The organism is Pseudomonas sp. RC2C2 (assembly GCF_018390435.1).
In the GTDB taxonomy this organism is placed as follows: Bacteria; Pseudomonadota; Gammaproteobacteria; order Pseudomonadales; family Pseudomonadaceae; genus Aquipseudomonas; species Aquipseudomonas donghuensis.
The window spans coordinates 711,554-732,308 of sequence record NZ_JAHBAX010000001.1; the positions used below are offsets into that span (position 1 = coordinate 711,554).

The window sequence follows — 20,755 nt, forward strand, 5'->3', positions numbered from 1 at the left end:
CCGGCAGGACGTTGACTGGTGCCCCTGCCTGCTCTCCTGGCCATCAGGCGATATCGCGCAGGGCGATCTCGCTCTTGATGCGTTGCAACACCTGCTCGATGGACAACTCCGTGGAATCCAGCTGGATCGCATCGGCCGCCGGTTTGAGCGGGGCCACTGCGCGCTGGGTGTCACGCTCATCACGCGCACGGATCTCTTCTAGCAGACTTGACAGACTAACATCTTCGCCTTTTGCCTTCAACTGCAAGTAACGGCGGCGAGCACGTTCCTCGGCGCTGGCGGTCAGAAACACCTTGAGCGGTGCATCCGGAAACACCACGGTGCCCATGTCGCGACCATCGGCAATCAGCCCCGGGGCTTCCTGGAATGCCCGCTGACGTTGCAACAAGGCCTCGCGCACCGCCGGCAGCGAGGCGACCATCGAGGCACCGGCACCGACGGTTTCGGTGCGAATGACATGACTGACATCCTCGCCCTCGAGAATGATCTGCTGCAGCTTGCCCGGCTCGGCAGCGATGAACTGCACATCCAGGTGCGCAGCGATCTTGACCAACAGCTCTTCATTGGTCAGGTCGACGCCGTGGTTGTTGGCGGCAAAGGCCAGCAACCGGTACAGCGCGCCGGAATCCAGCAGGCGCCAACCCAGCTCACGGGCCAGCAGGCCGGCAACGGTACCCTTGCCCGAACCACTCGGCCCGTCGATGGTGATGACCGGTGCGTTGGAACTCACGACTTGCCCTCTTCTGCCACGCGAATGCCGACTTCGGCGCACAGGGCGAGGAAGTTCGGGAACGAGGTCGCGACGTTGGCGCAGTCATGGATGCGGATTGGCGCCGTGGCGCGCAACGAGGCAACACTGAAGGCCATGGAGATGCGATGGTCGCCATGACCATGAACTTCACCACCGCCGATAACGCCGCCATCGATGATGATGCCGTCCGGCGTCGGCTCGCACTTCACGCCCAGGGCCAGCAGGCCGTCGGCCATGACCTGGATGCGGTCGGACTCCTTGACCCGCAGCTCTTCGGCGCCGCGCAGCACGGTACGGCCTTCGGCACAGGCCGCGGCGACAAACAGCACCGGGAACTCGTCGATAGCCAGTGGCACCAGGTGCTCGGGGATCTCGATACCCTTGAGTTTAGCCCCGCGCACGCGCAAGTCAGCCACCGGTTCACCGCCGACTTCACGCTGGTTTTCCAGGGTAATGTCGCCGCCCATCAGGCGCAGGATGTCGATGACGCCGGTACGGGTCGGGTTGATGCCAACGTGCTCGAGCAGCAGCTCGGAGCCTTCGGCAATCGACGCCGCCACCAGGAAGAAGGCCGCCGAGGAAATGTCAGCTGGCACTTCGATATGCGTGGCACTGAGCTTGCCGCCCGATTCCAGCGAAGCCGTAGGGCCGTCGACCTTAACGCTGTAGCCAAATCCACGGAGCATGCGCTCGGTGTGGTCACGGGTCGGCGCAGGCTCGGTGACAGTGGTCTTGCCTTCGGCATACAGACCGGCCAGCAGCAGGCAGGATTTGACCTGGGCACTGGCCATCGGCAGGGTGTAGGTCAAGGCCTTGAGCGCGTGGCCGCCGCGGATGGTCATCGGCGGACGACCTTCGGCGGCGGTTTCGATTACTGCGCCCATTTCCCGCAGCGGGTTGGCCACGCGGTTCATTGGCCGCTTGGACAACGAGGCATCGCCAGTCAATACGGTATCGAACGGCTGTGCGGCCAGCAGGCCCGACAGCAGACGCATCGAGGTGCCGGAGTTGCCCAGGTAGATCGGGCCCGGTGGCGGCTTCAGGCCGTTGAGGCCGACGCCGTGGATGGTTACCCGGCCATGGTGCGGGCCTTCGATGACCACCCCCATGTCGCGGAAGGCCTGCAAGGTCGCCAGGGCATCTTCACCCTCGAGAAAGCCTTCCACTTCAGTGGTGCCTTCAGCCAGGGAGCCGAGCATGATCGAGCGATGGGAAATCGATTTGTCACCTGGTACACGAATACGGCCAGATACGCGGCCACCAGGATTTGCCAGGAAAATCAGGTCGTTGGAGTTCATAGCGTCCACATAGGCCCGTCGGGCCAGGATTTTACTGAAATGCTCGCGGGCAACACGGGCGCGGGTGAAGACGCCCAGCAACTGATGCCCATCCCCTGCATCGACCGCGTCGCGCAAGGCGTCGAGATCGCTGCGAAATGTATCCAGCGTGCGCAGGACAGCCTCGCGGTTGGCGAGGAAAATGTCGTGCCACATGACCGGGTCGCTTCCGGCGATTCTCGTGAAATCGCGGAAACCTCCGGCAGCGTAACGGAAGATATCGAGGTTTTCATTGCGCTTGGCCAGGGAATCGACCAGGCCGAAGGCCAGCAGGTGCGGCAGATGACTGGTCGCCGCCAGGACTTCATCATGGCGCTCGACCTGCATATGCTCGACATCGGCCTCCAGCGCACGCCAAAGCCGGTCGACCAGCGCCAGGGCAGCAGGATCGGTTTCGGCCAGCGGCGTGAGAATGACTTTGTGGCGGCGGAACAGAGCAGCATTGGAAGCCTCCACCCCGCTCTGCTCGGAGCCGGCAATCGGATGCCCGGGCACGAAGCGCGGCAAATGCCCGCCAAGGGCCTCGCGAGCTGCGCGCACGACATTGCCCTTGGCACTGCCGACGTCGGTCAGCACCGCCTGCCCCAGATCAAGCCGAGCCAGGCGGGCGAGGAGTTTTTCCATGGCCAGGATCGGCACGGCAAGCTGGATGACATCAGCGCCGACGCAGGCGACGGCAAGGTCGTCCTCACAGCGGTCGACCACGCCCAGCTCCACCGCCAGCTTGCGCGACTGCGGATCCAGATCGACACCGACCACTTCGCGGCACAGGCCGCTTTCACGCAAGCCCTTGGCGAAGGACCCGCCAATCAGGCCCAACCCGACCACCACCAGCCGACCGATGATCGGCTCAGGCTTGTTTACCACGACTTCAACCACGGAGCTGGACCCTGTTCAAGACTGCATGTACGCCACTCATCGCTTCAGAGTACCGCTTTGGGGTAGGAACCCAACACCTTCAGGGCCACGGCTTCCTGGCTGATCTGCTCCAGCACGGCTTTGATCAGCGGGTCGCGGTGGTGGCCGACGAAATCGATGAAGAATACGTAGGTCCATTTACCGCTGCGCGAAGGACGAGTCTCGATACGAGTCAGGTCGATGCCGTTCTCATGGAACGGCACCAGCAACTCGTGCAAGGCGCCCGGCTTGTTGCTCATGGAAACGATAATCGAGGTCTTGTCATCGCCGGTCGGCGGCACTTCCTGGTTACCGATCATCAGGAAGCGCGTGGAGTTGTCCGGACGGTCTTCGATCTTCTCGGCCAGACGGGTCAGGCCGTACAGGTCAGCCGCCATGTCGCCGGCGATCGCCGCCGAGTTCCACTCGCCCTTGACCCGCTTGGCCGCTTCGGCGTTGCTCGACACCGCGACGCGCTCGACATTCGGGTAGTGAGCGTCCAGCCACTTGCGGCACTGGGCCAGCGACTGGGCGTGGGAGTAGATACGGCTGATGCTGTCGGTCTTGGTGTTCTCGCCCACCAGCAGGTGATGGTGAATACGCAGCTCGACTTCGCCGCAGATCACCATATCGTGCTCAAGGAAGCTGTCGAGGGTGTGGTTGACCGCACCTTCGGTGGAGTTTTCCACCGGCACCACGCCAAAGTTGACGGCACCGGCCGCCACTTCGCGGAACACTTCGTCGATGGCCGCCATCGGCTTGCTGATCACCGCATGGCCGAAATGCTTCAGCGCCGCCGCCTGGGTAAAGGTCCCCTCAGGGCCCAGGTAGGCCACCTTGAGCGGCTGTTCCAGGGCCAGGCACGACGACATGATTTCGCGGAACAAACGCGCCATCTCTTCGTTGCCCAGCGGCCCCTGGTTACGCTGCATCACGCGCTTGAGCACCTGGGCTTCACGCTCGGGGCGATAGAATACCGGGGTCTCGCCTTCGGCCAGGGTCGCAGTCTTGACCCGCGCCACTTCCTGCGCGCAACGGGCACGGTCACTGATCAGCTCGAGGATCTTCTCATCGAGACTGTCAATGCGCACCCGCAGCGCTTTGAGTTCCTGCTCAGACATCATCCATGCTCCTTCTCGAATTCTTCCATGTAGGCAACCAGCGCTTCAACGGCATCCAGCCCCAGGGCGTTGTAGATCGAGGCGCGCATGCCGCCGACCGAGCGGTGCCCCTTGAGGTTGAGCAGGCCGCGAGCGTCGGCGCCAGCGAGGAACGCCTTGTCCAGGCGCTCGTCAGCCAAGCGGAACGGCACGTTCATCCACGAACGGGCATTGACGCTGATCGGGTTGGTGTAGAACTCGCTGCTGTCGATGAAACCGTACAGGCGGTCCTTCTTGGCCCGGTTGCGCTGCTCCATGGCCTCGACGCCGCCCTGCTCTTTCAGCCACTCGAAGACCAGCCCGGAAAGGTACCAGGAATAGGTCGCCGGGGTGTTGTACATCGAGCCGTTGTCGGCCGCGACCTTGTAGTCGAGCATGGTCGGGCAGCTGCTGCGGGCGCGGCCGAGCAGGTCTTCGCGGACGATCACCACCACCAGGCCGCTCGGGCCGATGTTCTTCTGGGCGCCGGCGTAGATCAGGCCGAAGTTGGAGACATCGATCGGACGCGAGAGGATGTCCGAGGACATGTCGACCACCAGCGGCACGTCACCGGTCTGCGGCACCCAATCGAACTCCAGACCACCAATGGTCTCGTTCGAGGCGTAGTGCACGTAGGCGGCATTCTTACTCAGCTTCCACTCGTTCTGGCCAGGGATGGCCAGGTAGTCATAAGGCTTGGCGCTGGCAGCAACGTTGATGTTGCCGTAGCGGCGAGCCTCTTCGATGGCTTTTTTCGACCAGATACCGGTTTCGATATAGTCGGCGGTCCCCTCTTCGGGCAGCAGGTTGAGCGGGATCTCGGCGAACTGCTGGCTCGCACCGCCCTGCAGGAACAGGACCTTGTAATTGGTGGGAATGGACATCAGGTCGCGCAGATCCTGCTCGGCCTTCTCGGCAATGGCCACGTAGTCATCGCTACGGTGACTCATTTCCATCACGGACAGGCCTTTGCCACGCCAGTCCAGCATTTCAGCCTGGGCGCGCTGCAGAACAGCGTCGGGAAGCGCAGCAGGGCCTGCGCAGAAGTTAAAGGCTCGTTTGCTCACATCCACTCTCGCTCTGCTCTTGATGTCCGCAGGAGCCGGTCGGGCAGCGAGCTGTGCCCGACTGCCGCGACCTCCCCCACCAGGGTTACGCTACTACTTGATTATTCCGGCTGTGCCTCTTCGTCGGCAGCGTCGGCCTGTGGCGCCGCATCGGCGTCCACGTCAGCGCCCTCCACCTCGGCGTCGAAGTCCTCGTCACCTTCCTCTTCGGACGGCTCCTGGACCCGCTCCAGACCCACCAGGGTCTCGTCGCTGGCCAGCTTGATGAGGGTCACACCCTGGGTGTTACGGCCCAGGCTGGAGACTTCGCCGACACGGGTACGGACCAGGGTGCCCTGGTCGGAAATCAGCATGATTTCCTCACCGTCCTGCACCTGCACCGCACCGACCAGGCGGCCGTTACGCTCGTTGCTGACCATGGCGATAACGCCCTGACCGCCACGCTTGTACTCGGGGAACTCGCCGATTTCGGTCCGCTTGCCGTAACCACGCTCGGAAGCGGTGAGGATCTGGCTGCCTTCTTCCGGGATGATCATGGAGATCAGCTTCTGCCCTTCGGCCAGGCGCATGCCACGCACACCGCGGGCGGTACGGCCCATGGCGCGAACGTCGGACTCCTTGAAGCGGGTGACCTTGCCGGCGTCGGAGAACAGCATGACCTCACGCTCGCCATCGGTGATGGCCGCGGAAATCAGCACATCGCCTTCGTCCAGCTCCAGAGCGATCAGGCCAACGCTGCGCTGACGGCTGAAGGACTCCAGCGGGGTCTTCTTCACGGTGCCGTTGGCGGTAGCCATGAAGATGAAGTGACCTTCGGTGTACTCCTCGACCGGCAACATGGTCGAAATGTACTCGCCCTCGTCCAGCGGCAGCAGGTTGACCAGCGGTCGACCGCGCGCGGCACGGGAGGCCTCGGGAATTTCATAGGTCTTGAGCCAGTACACCTTGCCCTTGCTGGAGAACAGCAGCAGGGTGGTATGGCTGTTGGCGACCAGCAGGTGCGAGATGTAGTCCTCGTCCTTGACGCCGGTAGCCGACTTGCCTTTACCACCGCGACGCTGGGCCTGGTAGGCGGCCAGCGGCTGGGTCTTGGCGTAGCCACCATGGGAGATGGTCACGACCCGGTCTTCTTCCGGAATCATGTCGCCCAGGGTCAGGTCCAGGCGCGCATCGAGGATCTCGGTGCGGCGCACGTCGCCGTATTCGGCACGGATCAGCTCCAGCTCTTCGCGGATCACTTCCATCAGGCGCTCGGCGCTGTTGAGGATGCGGATCAGCTCGCCGATCTGGTTGAGGATCTCCTGGTACTCGGCCAGCAGCTTCTCGTGCTCAAGGCCGGTCAGGCGGTGCAGGCGCAGGTCCAGAATGGCCTGGGCCTGTTCCGGCGACAGGAAGTACTTGCCATCACGCAGACCGAACTGCGGGTCAAGGTTTTCCGGGCGGCAGGAGTCGGCGCCAGCGCGCTCGACCATCACCTGCACGGCGCTGGATTCCCACGGCGTGCTGATCAGCGCTTCCTTGGCCTCGGACGGCGTCGGCGAAGCCTTGATCAGGGCGATCACCGGGTCGATGTTGGACAGGGCAACCGCCTGGCCTTCAAGGATATGCCCGCGTTCGCGCGCCTTGCGCAGTTCGAACACGGTACGGCGGGTGACCACTTCGCGGCGGTGGCGAACGAAGGCCTCGAGCAGCTCCTTGAGGTTCAGCACCCGCGGACGGCCGTCGATCAGCGCCACCACGTTGATGCCGAAGACGCTCTGCAACTGGGTCTGGGCGTAGAGGTTGTTGAGGATCACCTCCGGCACTTCGCCACGACGCAGCTCGATGACGATGCGCATACCGTCCTTGTCAGACTCGTCGCGCAGCTCGGTGATGCCTTCGAGTTTTTTCTCTTTTACCAGCTCGGCGATCTTCTCGATCAGACGCGCCTTGTTCAACTGGTACGGCAGCTCGGTGACGACGATCTGCTGGCGGCCACCGACCTTGTCGATGTCTTCGACCATCGAGCGGGCGCGCATGTAGATGCGGCCACGGCCGGTGCGGTAGGCCTCGATGATGCCCTGGCGGCCGTTGATGATCGCCGCGGTCGGGAAGTCGGGGCCGGGGATGAACTGCATCAGTTCATCGACGGTGATGTCGGCGTTGTCGATCAGCGCCAGGCAACCGTCGATGACTTCACCGAGGTTGTGCGGCGGAATGTTGGTCGCCATACCCACGGCGATACCGCTGGAACCGTTGACCAGCAGGTTGGGGATCTTGGTCGGCATGACCGCCGGGATCTGCTCGGTACCATCGTAGTTGGGTACCCAGTCGACTGTTTCCTTGTGCAGGTCGGCCAGCAGCTCGTGGGCCAGCTTGGTCATGCGCACTTCGGTGTATCGCATGGCGGCGGCGTTGTCGCCGTCGACCGAACCGAAGTTACCCTGGCCGTCGACCAGCAGGTAACGCAGCGAGAACGGCTGGGCCATACGTACGATGGTGTCGTAAACGGCGGTATCACCATGCGGGTGGTACTTACCGATCACGTCACCGACCACACGGGCGGATTTCTTGTACGGTTTGTTCCAGTCGTTACCCAGTTCGCTCATCGCATACAGAACGCGGCGATGCACGGGCTTCAAGCCATCACGCGCATCGGGCAGTGCACGCCCGACAATGACGCTCATCGCGTAGTCGAGGTAGGACTGTCTCAGTTCGTCTTCGATATTGACCGGGAGGATTTCTTTGGCCAGTTCGCCCATGAGAAGCCTGATTCCTTTTTCTGGTGAAACCTCGTCACATCCATATGGGACGAACGAAGCTCGCCGCTGCAAAGTGACTCCTTGCAACGACTTACGACAAATCAACGAGTTATGCCATGGATCTGCGCAGTAAAGACAGCCCCGCAGGGCGGCCTTGGAAACCGTCGGATGTTACCACAATCGCCCAGAGGGTGGGAGTAGCCTGCGGCACTACTACCCTACTGCTCGTCGATAACGCCCGTTAGCCGCTACAGCAGGCCGCAGACGAGGGCAAAGACTCAATGCAAACGCTTGCGGCACATCAGTTGCGCCATCTTCACCGTATCCGGGCGCTCGACAATGCCTTTTTCGGTGATGATCACGTCGATCAGGTCGGCCGGGGTCACGTCGAACACCGGGTTGAACGCCTCGAAAGTGGCGCCCAGCGGCTCGCCGCCAAGTTCCAGCAACTCGCTGGCGCTGCGCTCTTCGAGGAGGATGTCATCGCCGCTCTCAAGATTCATGTCGATGCTCGAACTGGGCGCCACGACCATGAAACGCACGCCATGGTGCATGGCGTTGACCGCCAGCTGATAGGTGCCGATCTTGCTCGCCACATCGCCATTGGCGGTGATGCGGTCGGCGCCGACGATCACCCAGGTAATGCCCTTGGTTTTCATCAGGTGGGCGGCGGCGGAATCGGCGGTGATGGTTGCCGGGATGCCCTCGCCTGCCAGCTCCCAGGCGCTCAGGCGCGAACCCTGTAGCCACGGGCGGGTTTCACCGACATAGACACGCTCGATCATGCCCTCCAGGTACGCGGCGCGCACCACCCCAAGGGCCGTGCCGAAACCACCGGTGGCCAGAGCACCCGTATTGCCGTGGGTAAGGATGGTCTGCTCGTTGCCCTGGTGCTTGCGGATCAGTTCCACGCCCAGCTGGGCCATGGTCAGGTTGGCTTCGCGGTCGCTGTCGTGGATGGCCATGGCTTCGGCCTCCATGATGGCCAGCACGTCATCGCCCGGCTTGAGCCGCAGCAGGCGTTCACGCATGCGGTTCAGGGCCCAGAACAGGTTGGCGGCGGTTGGCCGGGCATGCACCAGCAGCTCGAAGTCCTCTTCCAGGGCCATTTCCCAATCACCACCAGCGGCCAGGCGCTGGCGAATCGCCATGGCCAGGCCGTAGGCGGCACTGATGCCGATGGCCGGAGCGCCGCGCACCGCCATCGAGCGAATGGCTTCGGCCACCGCAGCGGCATCGCCGCAGGCCAGCCAGACCTGCGCGCCCGGCAGCGCGCGCTGGTCGAGCAGATAAAGGGTGCCATCCCGCCAATCGATGGCTTTCACCTTCTCTGCAGCCATTAGTCGATCGCGCATGCCTCACCCCATCATTCGGACATCAAAAGCGGACGATTATAGCGAGCCCCAGGCGCGGACGCTCGGGTATACTTCGCCCTCACTTCCAGTCGCCCAGGGAAACCTGTCATGCCCAAACCCGCTACGCCGCTCGACCTGCTGCTCCTGCCTACCTGGCTGGTGCCGGTCGAACCTGCCGGGGTGGTATTGAAGGATCACGGCCTGGGCATCCGCGATGGGCAGATCGTGTTCATCGGCCCGCGCAGCCAGGCCCAGGCGTTTATTGCCAGCGAAACCCGCGAATTGCCGGGCTGCCTGCTCAGCCCCGGGCTGATCAACGCCCACGGCCACGCGGCGATGACCCTGTTTCGCGGCCTGGCCGACGATCTGCCACTGATGACCTGGCTCGAAGAGCACATCTGGCCGGCCGAAGGGCGCTGGGTCGATGAAGCGTTCGTGCGTGACGGCACCGACCTGGCCATTGCCGAGCAGGTCAAAGGCGGTATCACCTGCTTCAGCGACATGTACTTTTACCCCAAGGTCGCCAGCGAGCGCGTGCACCTCAGCGGCATTCGCGCGCAGATCGCCGTGCCCCTGCTGGACTTCCCCATCCCCGGCGCGCGCAGCACCGACGAAGCCCTGCAGTTGGGCATCGAGCTGTTCGGCGACCTGCGCCACCACCCACGCATCAGTGTAGCGCTGGGCCCGCATGCGCCGTACACGGTGAGCGACGACAACCTGGAAAAGATCCGCGTCATTGCCGAAGAGCTGGACGCGCCGATCCACATGCACATCCATGAAACCGCCTTCGAGGTCGAGCAATCGCTGCAGACCCGTGGCGAGCGCCCGCTGGCTCGGCTGGCCCGTCTCGGCCTGCTCGGCCCGCGCCTGCAGGCGGTTCACATGACCCAGGTCAGCGACGAGGATCTGGCCCTGCTGGTAGAAAGCAACACCAGTGTGGTGCACTGCCCGGAGTCCAACCTCAAGCTGGCCAGCGGCTTCTGCCCGGTCGAGCGCTTGTGGCAGGCTGGCGTCAACGTTGCCGTCGGCACGGATGGCGCGGCCAGCAACAACGACCTCGACCTGCTCGGCGAAACCCGTACCGCGGCACTGCTGGCCAAGGCCGTGGCCGGTTCGGCCAGCGCCCTGGACGCCCACCGGGCGCTGCGCATGGCCACCCTCAATGGCGCCCGGGCCCTGGGCCTGGAGGCGATTACCGGTTCGCTGGAGCTGGGCAAGGCCGCCGACCTGGTCGCCTTCGACCTCTCGGGGCTGGCCCAGCAACCGCTGTATGACCCGGTTTCGCAACTGATCTACGCCAGCGGCCGGGACTGCGTGAAGCACGTCTGGGTTGCCGGTAAGCCACTGCTTGACGACCGGCGCCTGACCCGCCTGGACGAACAGGCCCTGCACGCCACCGCCTGCGCCTGGGGCCAGCGGATCGGCGAGCGCAACGAATAAGCGCCCGGCAGCCAGTGCTGGCGGGCAAGAGCAAATTATCCAAGATTCAGAGGACTGTTCCATGAGCAACGTCGACCACGCCGAAATCGCCAAGTTCGAAGCCCTGGCCCACCGCTGGTGGGACCGCGAGAGCGAGTTCAAGCCGCTGCACGACATCAACCCGCTGCGGGTCAACTGGATCGACGAGCGGGTCAAGCTGGCCGGCAAGAAAGTCCTCGACGTCGGCTGCGGCGGTGGCATCCTCAGCGAGGCCATGGCCCTGCGCGGCGCCACCGTCACCGGTATCGACATGGGCGAAGCGCCGCTGGCCGTGGCCCAGCTGCACCAGCTCGAGTCCGGGGTCAACGTCGAGTACCGGCAGATCACCGCCGAAGCCCTGGCCGAAGAAATGCCCGAGCAGTTCGACGTGGTTACCTGCCTTGAGATGCTCGAGCACGTGCCGGACCCGTCCTCGGTGATTCGCGCCTGCTTCCGCATGGTCAAGCCCGGCGGCCAGGTGTTCTTCTCGACCATCAACCGCAACCCCAAGGCCTACCTGTTCGCCATCATCGGCGCCGAATACATCATGAAGCTGCTGCCGCGCGGCACCCACGACTTCAAGAAATTCATCCGCCCGTCCGAGCTTGGCGCCTGGAGCCGCGATGCCGGCCTGACCGTCAAGGACATCATCGGCCTGACCTACAACCCGCTGACCAAGCACTACAAGCTGGCCAACGACGTTGACGTCAACTACATGATCCAGACCCTGCGCGAGGAATAAGCATGCGTTTGCGAGCGGTACTTTTCGACATGGACGGCACCCTGCTCGACACGGCGCCGGACTTCATCGCCATCTGCCAGGCCATGCTCGCCGAGCGCGGCCTGCCGGCCATCGACGACAAGAAAATCCGCGACGTGGTCTCGGGCGGCGCCAAGGCCATGGTGTCGGCGACCTTCGACCTCGACCCTGAAGCCGAAGGTTTCGAGGCCCTGCGCCTGGAGTTCCTCGAGCGTTACCAGCAGGGTTGCGCGGTGCACAGCAAGCTTTACGACGGCATGGCCGAACTGCTGGCCGACATCGAGAAAGGCAACCTGATCTGGGGCGTGGTCACCAACAAGCCGGTGCGCTTCGCCGAGCCGATCATGCAGCAACTGGGCCTGAGCGAACGGTCGGCGCTGCTGATCTGCCCGGACCACGTGAAGAACAGCAAGCCGGACCCCGAGCCGCTGATCCTCGCTTGCAAGACCCTCAATCTGGACCCGGCCAGCGTGCTGTTCGTCGGCGACGACCTGCGTGACATCGAGTCGGGCCGCGATGCCGGCACCCGCACTGCGGCGGTGCGCTACGGCTACATTCATCCAGATGACAACCCCAACAACTGGGGCGCGGATGTGGTGGTCGATCATCCACTGGAGCTGCGCAAGGTGCTCGATAACGCGCTTTGCGGCTGCTGAACCTTCGTACCGGCAAGGCCGGCTCCCACAGGTCACCACCAACCTTGTGGGAGCTGGCTTGCCAGCGATGAAGCCATCACCTATCTAGAGGTAACCCCATGTTCGATTACTCTGCCCGCCCCGACCTGCTCAAAGGCCGGACCATTCTGGTCACCGGCGCCGGTCGCGGTATCGGTGCGGCCGCGGCCAAGAGCTACGCCGCCCATGGCGCCACCGTCTTGCTGCTGGGCAAGACCGAAGCCAACCTGAGCCAGATCTACGATGAGATCGAAGCGGCTGGCCACCCGAAACCCGCGGTCATTCCGTTCAACCTGGAAACCGCCCTGCCGCACCAGTACGACGAGCTGGCAGCGATGATCGAAGCCGAGTTCGGCCATATCGACGGCCTACTGCACAACGCCTCGATCATCGGCCCGCGCACGCCGCTGGAGCAGCTCTCGGGCGACAACTTCATGCGCGTGATGCAGGTCAACGTCAATGCCATGTTCATGCTCACCAGCACCCTGCTGCCGCTGCTCAAGCTGTCGGCGGATGGCTCGGTGATCTTCACCTCCAGCAGCGTCGGGCGCAAAGGCCGAGCCTACTGGGGTGCCTATGGGGTGTCGAAGTTCGCCACCGAGGGCCTGATGCAGACCCTCGCCGACGAGCTTGAAGGGGTGGCGCCAGTGCGTGCCAACAGTGTCAACCCGGGCGCCACCCGTACCAGCATGCGCGCCCAGGCCTACCCTGCGGAAACCCCGGAAAACAATCCGCTGCCAGAGCAGATCATGCCGGTCTACCTGTACCTGATGGGCCCGGACAGCACTGGCATCAACGGCCAGGCCTTCAACGCCCAGTAAGCTCAGCCCTCGGCCAGCTCAGCCCGCGCCCGGGCGGGCTGCTGGCGCTGTTCCTGCTCGTGCTGCATGCAGCGCTCAAGGAACAGGAACATGTAGTCGTAGCTCTTGCAGACGGCCCGGCGCAGTTCGGTTTGCAGCGCCACCGACGGGTTGTTGCCGGCCAGGGTGCAGACGATCTCCAGGGCTTCCCACGGATGCGCGTCATCGTACTGGGCGTGCATCTTCAGCCATTTCATGGCGCGCTTGCGGCCTTCCTCCGGGAAACCCTGGGCGTAGACGCCAGTCGAGCAAACCAGCGCCGACCACTCACCGGTTGCACCTTCGATGGCGTAGTTGGTAGCGGCAATGGCAACCACCAGCGAATCGGTCGCACACGTGTGCCAGCACCAGTCGCTGAGGGCATTGAGTTCGCTGGGGACTTGCTGCGCCTGCAGGTCTTCGAGGGCGACGCCATGGGCCTGGGCCCAGAACAGCCAGTAATCGGCATGGTTGAGTTCGACGCGGATGTTGCGCATCAGCCAGCGCCGCGCCATGTCTTCGCCGGGGTGGCGGGCGTACTGGGTCTTGGTGAGGTTCTTGGCCATGTACAGGGAGAACTGTTCGACCACCGGCCAGCCGCCAATCAGGTACTGGCGCATGGTCCGGCCACTGAGGCGACCATCACGCATACGTTGATAAAGCTCGTGCTCCACCACCCGACGCTTGCTCTCGCTGCAGTCCTTGATCAACTGCTGGGCCCAAAACGGGTAACTGCTGGGGTCCATCAATGGACCAGTACGAATAAACGCGTCAATCACTGTCAGCTCCTTGTTCCTTGTGATTTTCGGTGGATCTCAGCGAAAGGTCCCCGGCGCCTTGAACAGCAGGGGCCTTGCAGCAATCCGTTTGCGCTGCAAGCTGTCACAGGTGAACACCTGTGGCCGCTCGATCAGGTATCCCTGGGCGTAATCGACGCCAATCTCCTGCAGGGCCTGCTCGATCAACGGGGTTTCGACAAACTCGGCGATGGTGCGTTTACCCATCACGTGACCGATGTGGTTGATCACCTCGACCATGGCCCGGTTGATCGGGTCATCGAGCATGTCCTTGACAAAACTTCCGTCGATTTTCAGGAAGTCTACAGGCAAATGCTTCAAATAGGCGAACGACGACATACCGGCGCAGAAGTCATCCAGCGAGAACCGGCAACCTAGCCCCTTGAGCTCGTTGATAAAGCGGATGGCACTGCCCAGGTTGGCGATTGCGCTGGTTTCAGTGATTTCGAAACAAATCATGTGCGGCGGAATGGCGAACTCGGCAAACAGCCGCTGCAGGTACTCAAGAAACTTGTCGTCACCGATACTGCTGCCCGACAGGTTGATCGCGCACATGGCCAATGGGCCGTCGCGTTGCTCGTCCAGGCATTGGCGGATGACCTTGAACACACTGCGCACCACCCAACGGTCCAGCGCGGTCATCAGGCCATAGCGCTCGGCGGCGGGAATGAAGCTGTCAGGGAGGATGATGCGGCCGCTCTCGTCGTGCAGGCGCAGGAGGATCTCGATATGCCCGACGCCTTCATGGGGCCCCAGGGCGGCAATTTCCTGGGCATAGAGGCAGAAGCGGTTCTCTTCCAGGGCCACGTGCAGGCGCTGGATCCAGGCCATCTCGCCAAAACGCATGGACAGCTCACTGTCGTCGGCGTGGTACACCTGCACGCGGTTGCGGCCCTTTTCCTTGGCCATGTAGCACGCCATGTCGGCTGCCCGCAGCGAGGCTTCCAGGGTGGCCGGCCCTTGGGCGATATGCACCAGCCCCAGGCTCACGGTGGTCATGAATGGCCGCCCCTTCCACACGAAGTGCAGGCTCTGCACCGCCTGGCGCAAGCTCTCGGCAATGCGTTCAGCCTGCTCCTGGGGGCAGTTCTCCAGCAGGATGCCGAACTCGTCGCCGCCCAGCCGCGCCAGGGTATCGCCTTCGCGCAGCCCGGCCTGCAACACGGCGCAGATATGGCGCAGCAGCTCGTCCCCGGCAGCATGGCCACAGGTATCGTTGACCAGCTTGAACTGGTCCAGGTCAAGAAACATCAAGGAGTGGCGCGCCGGTTTGCGTGCCAGCGCATTGAGCGCCAGTTCCAGGCGGTATTCGAACTCGCGGCGATTGGCCAGGCCCGTCAGGGCATCATGGGTCGCCTGCCAGGACAGGTTGGCGATGTACTGACGCTCCTGGGTCATGTCGTGAAGCACCAGGACGATGCCACTGACCTTGCCCTCAGCCATGATCGGCGCGCCCACCAGGGTGACCGACACAGTGCTGCCGTCCAGACGCTGGATCAGTTTGGTGTGTTCGCTGCCGCCCTTGAGCCCGCCCTCAAGTACGCGCTCGACCAGGGTCAGGCTGTCTTTTTCGGCATTCTCGTCCAGCAGGCTGAACAGCGCCGCCAGGGGCAAACCCTGGGCCTGGGCCGCATGCCAGTGGGTCAGCTGTTCGGCCGCGGGATTCATGTAGGCGATACAGCCTTCGACATCGGTGGTGATGACGCCATCGCCGATGGATTCGAGGGTGATCTGCGCCCGCTCCTTCTCCACTTCCAGGGCATTGGCAAAGGCCTGGCGCTGGGCCAGCAGCTTGCTCGAGCGCATCCAGGCCAGGGCAATCAGGAACAGTGCGGTCGCAAGGTTGGTGACCAGCAATACCCGCAGCAACATTCGCGAGCCTTCGCCCAGGGCGTCGCTGAAAGCCCGCGCGGCCGGGGTCACGGCATCGTTGATCGCAGCAATCTGCGCCTTCCAGCCCGCGACCCTACGGGCATCGGCCTGGCCTGAACGAAAACCGTTGTGCATCTGCTCGGCGACTTCATCCAGCTGGCGCAGGAATCCGTCACCGACCGCCCACAGCTCGATGGCCTCCTGCATATAGCTGACCTGGTGAAAGTTCAGGTACAGCCAGATCACACTGGACACGTCGTCGGGATGGTTGCCGCCCTGGAGAATGCCACGGCGCGCGGCGTCGATATCCGGGCTCGGCAGGTCGAGGGCTACGCGCAGGTCATGGCCGCCCTGGGGCACGGCAATCGCCTTGCGGTACTTTTTGAAAACCGCCTCGTCGCGGCTGTCAGCGTACAGGTTGAGGTAATAGATAGCGTCTTTCTGGCCCTTGGACCACAAGCTCTCGCCCGCCACATAACCACGCACTGCCGACAGCGCGTACAGGCTGATGCTCCCGAGCAAGGCCTGAAACAGTACAACAGCAACAAATGGCCAGATAATGCCCAACAACTTTGGCGCTTCGAGAGTCCGTTTTCGCTTCATGAGGTCCCTTGCAACAGAGCCGGATGAATCTCACCTACAAAAGCACAGCCTAGGCTATTTGCTATTAATACTGGAGAGCTTTTCTCACATGCACAGCAATTTGCCCTAACTCTGTTGCAAATGGCCGTACAGCTTGGCGTACAAGCCACCTTCGGCGATCAATTGCTGGTGATCGCCGTCCTCGGCGACATGGCCGCCGTCGAACACCAGCACCCGGTCGGCCTGCTTCACCGCCGAGAGGCGGTGGGCAATGATCAGGGTGGTGCGGGCACTGAGAAAACGAGTCAGGGCCTGGTGCAGGTTGTATTCGGTGGCCGCATCCAGGGCCGAGGTGGCCTCGTCGAGGATCACCACCTTGGGCTCGGCCAGCACCATCCGCGCAATCGCCAGGCGCTGGCGCTGGCCGCCGGACAAGCGCACGCCAGAGCGGCCAACCACGCTGTCCAGGCCTTGCGGCAAGGCGGCAATGGTGGTGTCGAGCTGGGCGATGTTCAGCGCCTGCCAGCAGGCATCATCGCTGCAGTCGCGCCCCATGGTCAGGTTGGCGCGCACCGTGTCGTTGAACAGTGACGGGTGCTGCAGCACCACCGCCACATGCTCACGCAGGGTTTCCAGGCCGATTTCCTGCAGGGTCGAGCCACCAAAGCGGATGGTCCCGGCCTGGGCGCTGTACAGGCCCAGCAGCAATTGCACCAAGGTGCTCTTGCCGCCGCCGCTGGCACCAACGATCGCGACCTTCTCGCCCGGGGCGATCGACAGGTTGAGCTGATCGAGCACCGGCTCGTCGTTGTAGGCAAAGCGCAACCCCTGCACTTCGATGCCAACGGTGTCGCGCCCCTTGAACGGGTCGACGCCACCGGGATACTGCGGCTCGTCGGCACGCGCCAGCAGTTCGTTGAGCCGGCTCAGGGCGCCACCGGCGGCGTAATAGGCGTACTGCAGGTTCAGCAGTTGCTCGACCGGGCCGATCATGAACCACAGGTAGCTGAACACCGCCAGCATCTGCCCGATCGACAAATCGGAGAACAGCACCGTGAGCATCGCCGCGGCGCGGAAAATATCGATACCGAACTGGAACAGCAAGCCGCTGGCACGTCCGCTGGCATCGCTTTTCCATTGCGAGGCGACAGCGTAGTTGCGTACCTCCTGGGCGCGCAGGCCAAGGCGGCCGAGGAAATAGCCCTGACGGTTGCTGGCGCGGATTTCCTGGATCGCGTCGAGGGTTTCGGTCAGTGCCTGGGTGAAGCGCGAGGTACTGTCGTTCTCCAGTTTTTTCAGGTGCTTGACCCGCTTGCCCAACTGCACCGTGGCAAAGATCACCAACGGGTTGAACAACAGAATCAGCAGCGCCAGCTTCCAGTGCATCCACATCAGGATGGCGGCGGTGCCGGTCAGGGTCAGCATGGCCACCAGGAACCGACTGAGGGTTTCGCCGACAAACTTGTCGAGGGTATCGAGGTCGGTGACTAGGTGGGTGGTCACGGTACCGCTGCCCAGGCTCTCGTATTCGCTGAGGGAGATGCGCTTGAGGCGCTCGATCAGACGAATGCGCAAGCGGTAGACGATGTCCTTGGCCAGGCCCGCAAACAGCTTGGCCTGCACCACATTGAAGGCCAAGGCGGCGCAACGCAGGGTCAGGGTGAACAGCAGCATCAGGCCGATGTAGCCGGCGGCAACCTGCCAGTTGCCGGGGAGGAACTGGTTCATCCACTTCAGCGCGGCATCGCCATGCCCCAGCAGCACTTCATCGACCAGCAACGGCAGCAGCAAGGGGATCGGCACACTGCACAGCGCTGCCAGCACGGCCACGCCATTGGCGATCCACAGGGCTTTTTTATGCCGCAGGGCCAGGCGGCGGATTTCTGCCCAGCTCAAGCGATCAGCATGCACAGGGCCTGGCCCTGGTACCGGGTCGGGTGAACCCGGCAGGTCAAGCACAGGCGGCCTGCTTCAGCCAGCGGCCGAGCAGCGGTTCGAGGGATTCGAGGGTCTGGTAGCCGTTGGTCAGCAAAGCCAGCTGGCCATTGCGTTCGGCCAGCAGGGTCGGGAAGCCGGCGATGCCCAGGTCCTGGACCCAGGTGAAGTCCGCCGCCGTGGCCGAGCGTTGTTCGGCGCTAGTAAAGGCCTCGGCAAAGGCTGCGCGCTCGTAACCGGCCTGCTCGGCCAGCTCCACCAGCAAAGGCGCGCGGGTGACGTCTTCGCCACGCAGGTAGAACGCTTGCTGGATCAGCTTGAGCAACGTGCCGACATGCTGCGGGTCAAGGCTGCGCGCGGTGACCAGGGCCCGGCAGGCAGGCTCGGTGTCGTAGACAAAACCGTCAGGCAGCGCACCTTCGAACTGAAAATCCTGCCCGGTGGCGTCGTGCACCGCCTGCCAGTGATCGAGGATGTAACCGCGCGTCGAGACATCCAGCGCCCGGCTGCCGGAACGCAGGCCACCCAGCACTACCTGGGTCGGTACGCCTGCTGCCCGCGCCTGGGCGATCAGGGCCTCGGCGACAGGGGCAAAGCCCCAGCACCAGGAGCACATCGGGTCCATCACATAAAGCAGGCGTGCGGACATCAATCAGGCCTCGGCAGCTTTGCGGTAGTTGTGACCGATCGGGTGAGGCTGATTGCGCGCCTTGGCCAGCTCGATCTGCTTCTGCCGGTCAATGGCACTGCGTCGGGTCTTTTCGCTCAGGCTGTCCCAGCAATGCGGGCAACTGATGCCTGGCGAGTAGTGCTCGGACGCACGGTCTTCCACGCTGATCGGGGTGCGGCAGGCATGGCACTGGTCGTAATCGCCCTCGGTCAGGTCGTGACGCACGGTGACCCGGTTGTCGAACACGAAGCAGTCGCCCTGCCAGCGGCTTTGATCCTGTGGCACCTCTTCGAGGTATTTGAGGATCCCGCCTTTAAGATGATAGACCTCTTCAAAACCCTCGCCGAGCATATAGCTGGAGGCTTTCTCGCAGCGGATGCCGCCGGTGCAGAACATCGCCACTTTCTTGTGCTTGGCCGGGTCGAAGTTGGCCTTGATGTACTCGGGGAACTCGCGGAAGGTGGTGGTCTTGGGGTCGATCGCGCCGTCGAAGGTGCCGATCGCCACTTCGTAGTCGTTGCGGGTATCGATCAGCAGCACTTCAGGGTCGCTGATCAGCGCGTTCCAGTCCTGGGGCTCGACGTAGGTGCCGACCTTGTAGTTCGGGTCCACGCCCGGCACGCCGAGGGTGACGATCTCTTTCTTGAGCTTGACCTTGGTGCGGTAGAACGGCTGTTCGTCGCAGTAGGATTCCTTGTGGTCGATATCCACCAGGCGCGCATCGCTGCGCAGCCAGGCCAGCAGGCCGTCGATGCCTTCACGGGTACCGGAGACGGTGCCGTTGATACCTTCCTCGGCCAGCAACAAGGTGCCCTTGATGCCGTTGGCCATCATGCTCTCGAGCAGCGGCTCGCGCAGCTCGACGTAATCTTTCAGGGTGACGAATTTGTACAGCGCCGCGACGACGATAGCTTGGGACATGCAGTAACTTCTCCAGGTGGTCGCCCTCGCAAAGGGCGGACCGGATGCCAAATAAAAACGCGCCGACAAGCGGCGCGTTGAGCATTCTAGCAAAAACCTGACGAGAAAATCAGTGCTTGCTGCCACCGGCACAGGTCGGCGAGGCCGGGGCGACGCCGATTTTCTGCCATTCCTGCGGCGTGTAGGTGTGCAGTGCCAGGGCATGGAACTGGCTCATTAGCTCACCGAGGGTGGCGTAGACCTTCTGGTGACGCTTGACACTGTTCAGGCCTTCGAACTGCTCGCTCACCAGCACCGCCTTGTAGTGGGTCTGCTGCCCACGGCTGTGCATGTGGCTTTCATCGAGCACCTCAAGGTGCTGGGGTGCCAGCGCCTGCAGGCTCTGCTCGATTTTTTGCTGCATGGTCATGTCAGGCTCCGCTGGTTACTTCTTGGCCGGCGCGGCCTTGCCGGCGTTCGGATCGAGTTCATTGGTCATGTCAGCCAGCAGCTTGTTGACCACCGGTACCGCGCTTTCCAGTTTCTGCTGGGTCAGCTGGGCCGATTGCTGAGTCACCTGCGGCATCTTCTCCAGGACTTTCTTGCCCAGCGGCGACTGGTAGAACGCTACCAGGTCCTTGAGTTCGCTTTCGGTGAAGGTGCTGGTGTAGAGCTTGACCATGTCCGGCTTGAGCTTGTTCCAGCCAATGGCTTGGTCCAGGGCGGCGTTGGCTTTGGCCTGGTAGCTGTCGAGCACGGACTTCTTCGAGGCGGGTGCCTTGGTCTGCTCGAAACGCTGGGCAAACATCTGCTGCACCTGCATGTAGACCGGAGTACCGAGCTTGTCGGCATGTGCCATCATGAGGAATTTTTCAGCACTGGCGTTGTGGCTGGCGGTATCTGCAAGCACCTGGCCGCTGGCGCAGACCAGCGCTACAGCAGTGCAGAGGGCGCGAAGACGGGTCATCGGAATTCCTTCAA

General features: G+C 63.1%; 17 protein-coding genes. 4 read left to right on the plus strand and 13 right to left on the minus strand.

The genetic code is table 11. The annotated features are described in order from the left end of the window. Positions 1-43: 43 nt before the first annotated feature. From cmk to mtnA, 6 genes are all read right to left on the minus strand, one after another. Positions 44-730, minus strand: a complete 687-nt coding sequence (gene cmk, locus KHO53_RS03295; RefSeq protein ID WP_010224137.1) for a (d)CMP kinase — start codon at positions 728-730, stop codon at positions 44-46. Then, a complete protein-coding gene (locus KHO53_RS03300) occupies positions 727-2,934 on the minus strand; it encodes a bifunctional prephenate dehydrogenase/3-phosphoshikimate 1-carboxyvinyltransferase (protein WP_026001392.1) in 2,208 nt (735 codons plus the stop codon). The genes cmk and KHO53_RS03300 overlap by 4 nt, the downstream gene beginning before the upstream one ends. Positions 2,935-3,011: 77 nt before the next feature. Next, on the minus strand, positions 3,012-4,106 hold the full coding sequence (pheA, locus tag KHO53_RS03305; RefSeq protein ID WP_010224140.1) for a prephenate dehydratase: 1,095 nt from the start codon (positions 4,104-4,106) through the stop codon (positions 3,012-3,014). Beyond that, complete coding sequence (serC, locus tag KHO53_RS03310) at positions 4,106-5,191, minus strand: 3-phosphoserine/phosphohydroxythreonine transaminase (protein ID WP_159389019.1); 1,086 nt, start codon at positions 5,189-5,191, stop codon at positions 4,106-4,108. Before serC ends, pheA begins: the two co-directional genes overlap by 1 nt. A 101-nt stretch (positions 5,192-5,292) precedes the next feature. Further along, entirely contained in the window at positions 5,293-7,932 is a 2,640-nt protein-coding gene (gene gyrA, locus KHO53_RS03315) for a DNA gyrase subunit A (protein ID WP_010224144.1), read from the minus strand. A gap of 278 nt (positions 7,933-8,210) precedes the next feature. Then, positions 8,211-9,287 carry an S-methyl-5-thioribose-1-phosphate isomerase gene (gene mtnA / locus KHO53_RS03320; RefSeq protein WP_010224145.1) on the minus strand — a complete coding sequence of 359 codons (1,077 nt, stop codon included), beginning with the start codon at positions 9,285-9,287 and terminating at the stop codon, positions 8,211-8,213. Between the two features lie 108 nt (positions 9,288-9,395). Here mtnA and KHO53_RS03325 point away from each other — a divergent pair, with 108 nt between their 5' ends. From KHO53_RS03325 to KHO53_RS03340, 4 genes are all read left to right on the plus strand, one after another. After that, positions 9,396-10,727: a TRZ/ATZ family hydrolase gene (locus tag KHO53_RS03325; protein WP_010224146.1), complete on the plus strand. Its 1,332-nt coding sequence runs from the start codon at positions 9,396-9,398 to the stop codon at positions 10,725-10,727. Between the two features lie 61 nt (positions 10,728-10,788). Beyond that, positions 10,789-11,487: a bifunctional 2-polyprenyl-6-hydroxyphenol methylase/3-demethylubiquinol 3-O-methyltransferase UbiG gene (gene ubiG, locus KHO53_RS03330; protein ID WP_036996554.1), complete on the plus strand. Its 699-nt coding sequence runs from the start codon at positions 10,789-10,791 to the stop codon at positions 11,485-11,487. Positions 11,488-11,489: 2 nt separating this feature from the next. Next, complete coding sequence (gene mupP / locus KHO53_RS03335; protein WP_010224148.1) at positions 11,490-12,161, plus strand: N-acetylmuramic acid 6-phosphate phosphatase MupP; 672 nt, start codon at positions 11,490-11,492, stop codon at positions 12,159-12,161. A 98-nt stretch (positions 12,162-12,259) separates the two neighbouring features. Continuing rightward, on the plus strand, positions 12,260-13,000 hold the full coding sequence (locus KHO53_RS03340) for a YciK family oxidoreductase (RefSeq protein WP_213569987.1): 741 nt from the start codon (positions 12,260-12,262) through the stop codon (positions 12,998-13,000). Positions 13,001-13,002: 2 nt separating this feature from the next. Here the strand turns inward: KHO53_RS03340 and KHO53_RS03345 are convergent, their stop codons facing one another. The 7 genes from KHO53_RS03345 to KHO53_RS03375 form a co-directional block, all read right to left on the minus strand. Beyond that, positions 13,003-13,797, minus strand: coding sequence for an iron-containing redox enzyme family protein (locus KHO53_RS03345; protein WP_010224151.1), 795 nt, complete (start codon positions 13,795-13,797; stop codon positions 13,003-13,005). Between the two features lie 36 nt (positions 13,798-13,833). After that, complete coding sequence (locus KHO53_RS03350) at positions 13,834-16,290, minus strand: EAL domain-containing protein (RefSeq protein ID WP_010224152.1); 2,457 nt, start codon at positions 16,288-16,290, stop codon at positions 13,834-13,836. 105 nt (positions 16,291-16,395) lie between these two features. Further along, positions 16,396-18,228, minus strand: a complete 1,833-nt coding sequence (locus KHO53_RS03355) for an ABC transporter ATP-binding protein (RefSeq protein ID WP_010224153.1) — start codon at positions 18,226-18,228, stop codon at positions 16,396-16,398. Further along, positions 18,221-18,853: a DsbA family protein gene (locus KHO53_RS03360; RefSeq protein WP_010224154.1), complete on the minus strand. Its 633-nt coding sequence runs from the start codon at positions 18,851-18,853 to the stop codon at positions 18,221-18,223. Before KHO53_RS03360 ends, KHO53_RS03355 begins: the two co-directional genes overlap by 8 nt. A 3-nt stretch (positions 18,854-18,856) precedes the next feature. Then, entirely contained in the window at positions 18,857-19,795 is a 939-nt protein-coding gene (gene trhO / locus KHO53_RS03365; RefSeq protein ID WP_010224155.1) for an oxygen-dependent tRNA uridine(34) hydroxylase TrhO, read from the minus strand. Between the two features lie 109 nt (positions 19,796-19,904). After that, a complete protein-coding gene (locus tag KHO53_RS03370; protein WP_010224156.1) occupies positions 19,905-20,204 on the minus strand; it encodes a BolA family protein in 300 nt (99 codons plus the stop codon). 15 nt (positions 20,205-20,219) lie between these two features. Beyond that, entirely contained in the window at positions 20,220-20,741 is a 522-nt protein-coding gene (locus tag KHO53_RS03375) for a DUF2059 domain-containing protein (RefSeq protein WP_010224157.1), read from the minus strand. Positions 20,742-20,755: the final 14 nt, after the last annotated feature.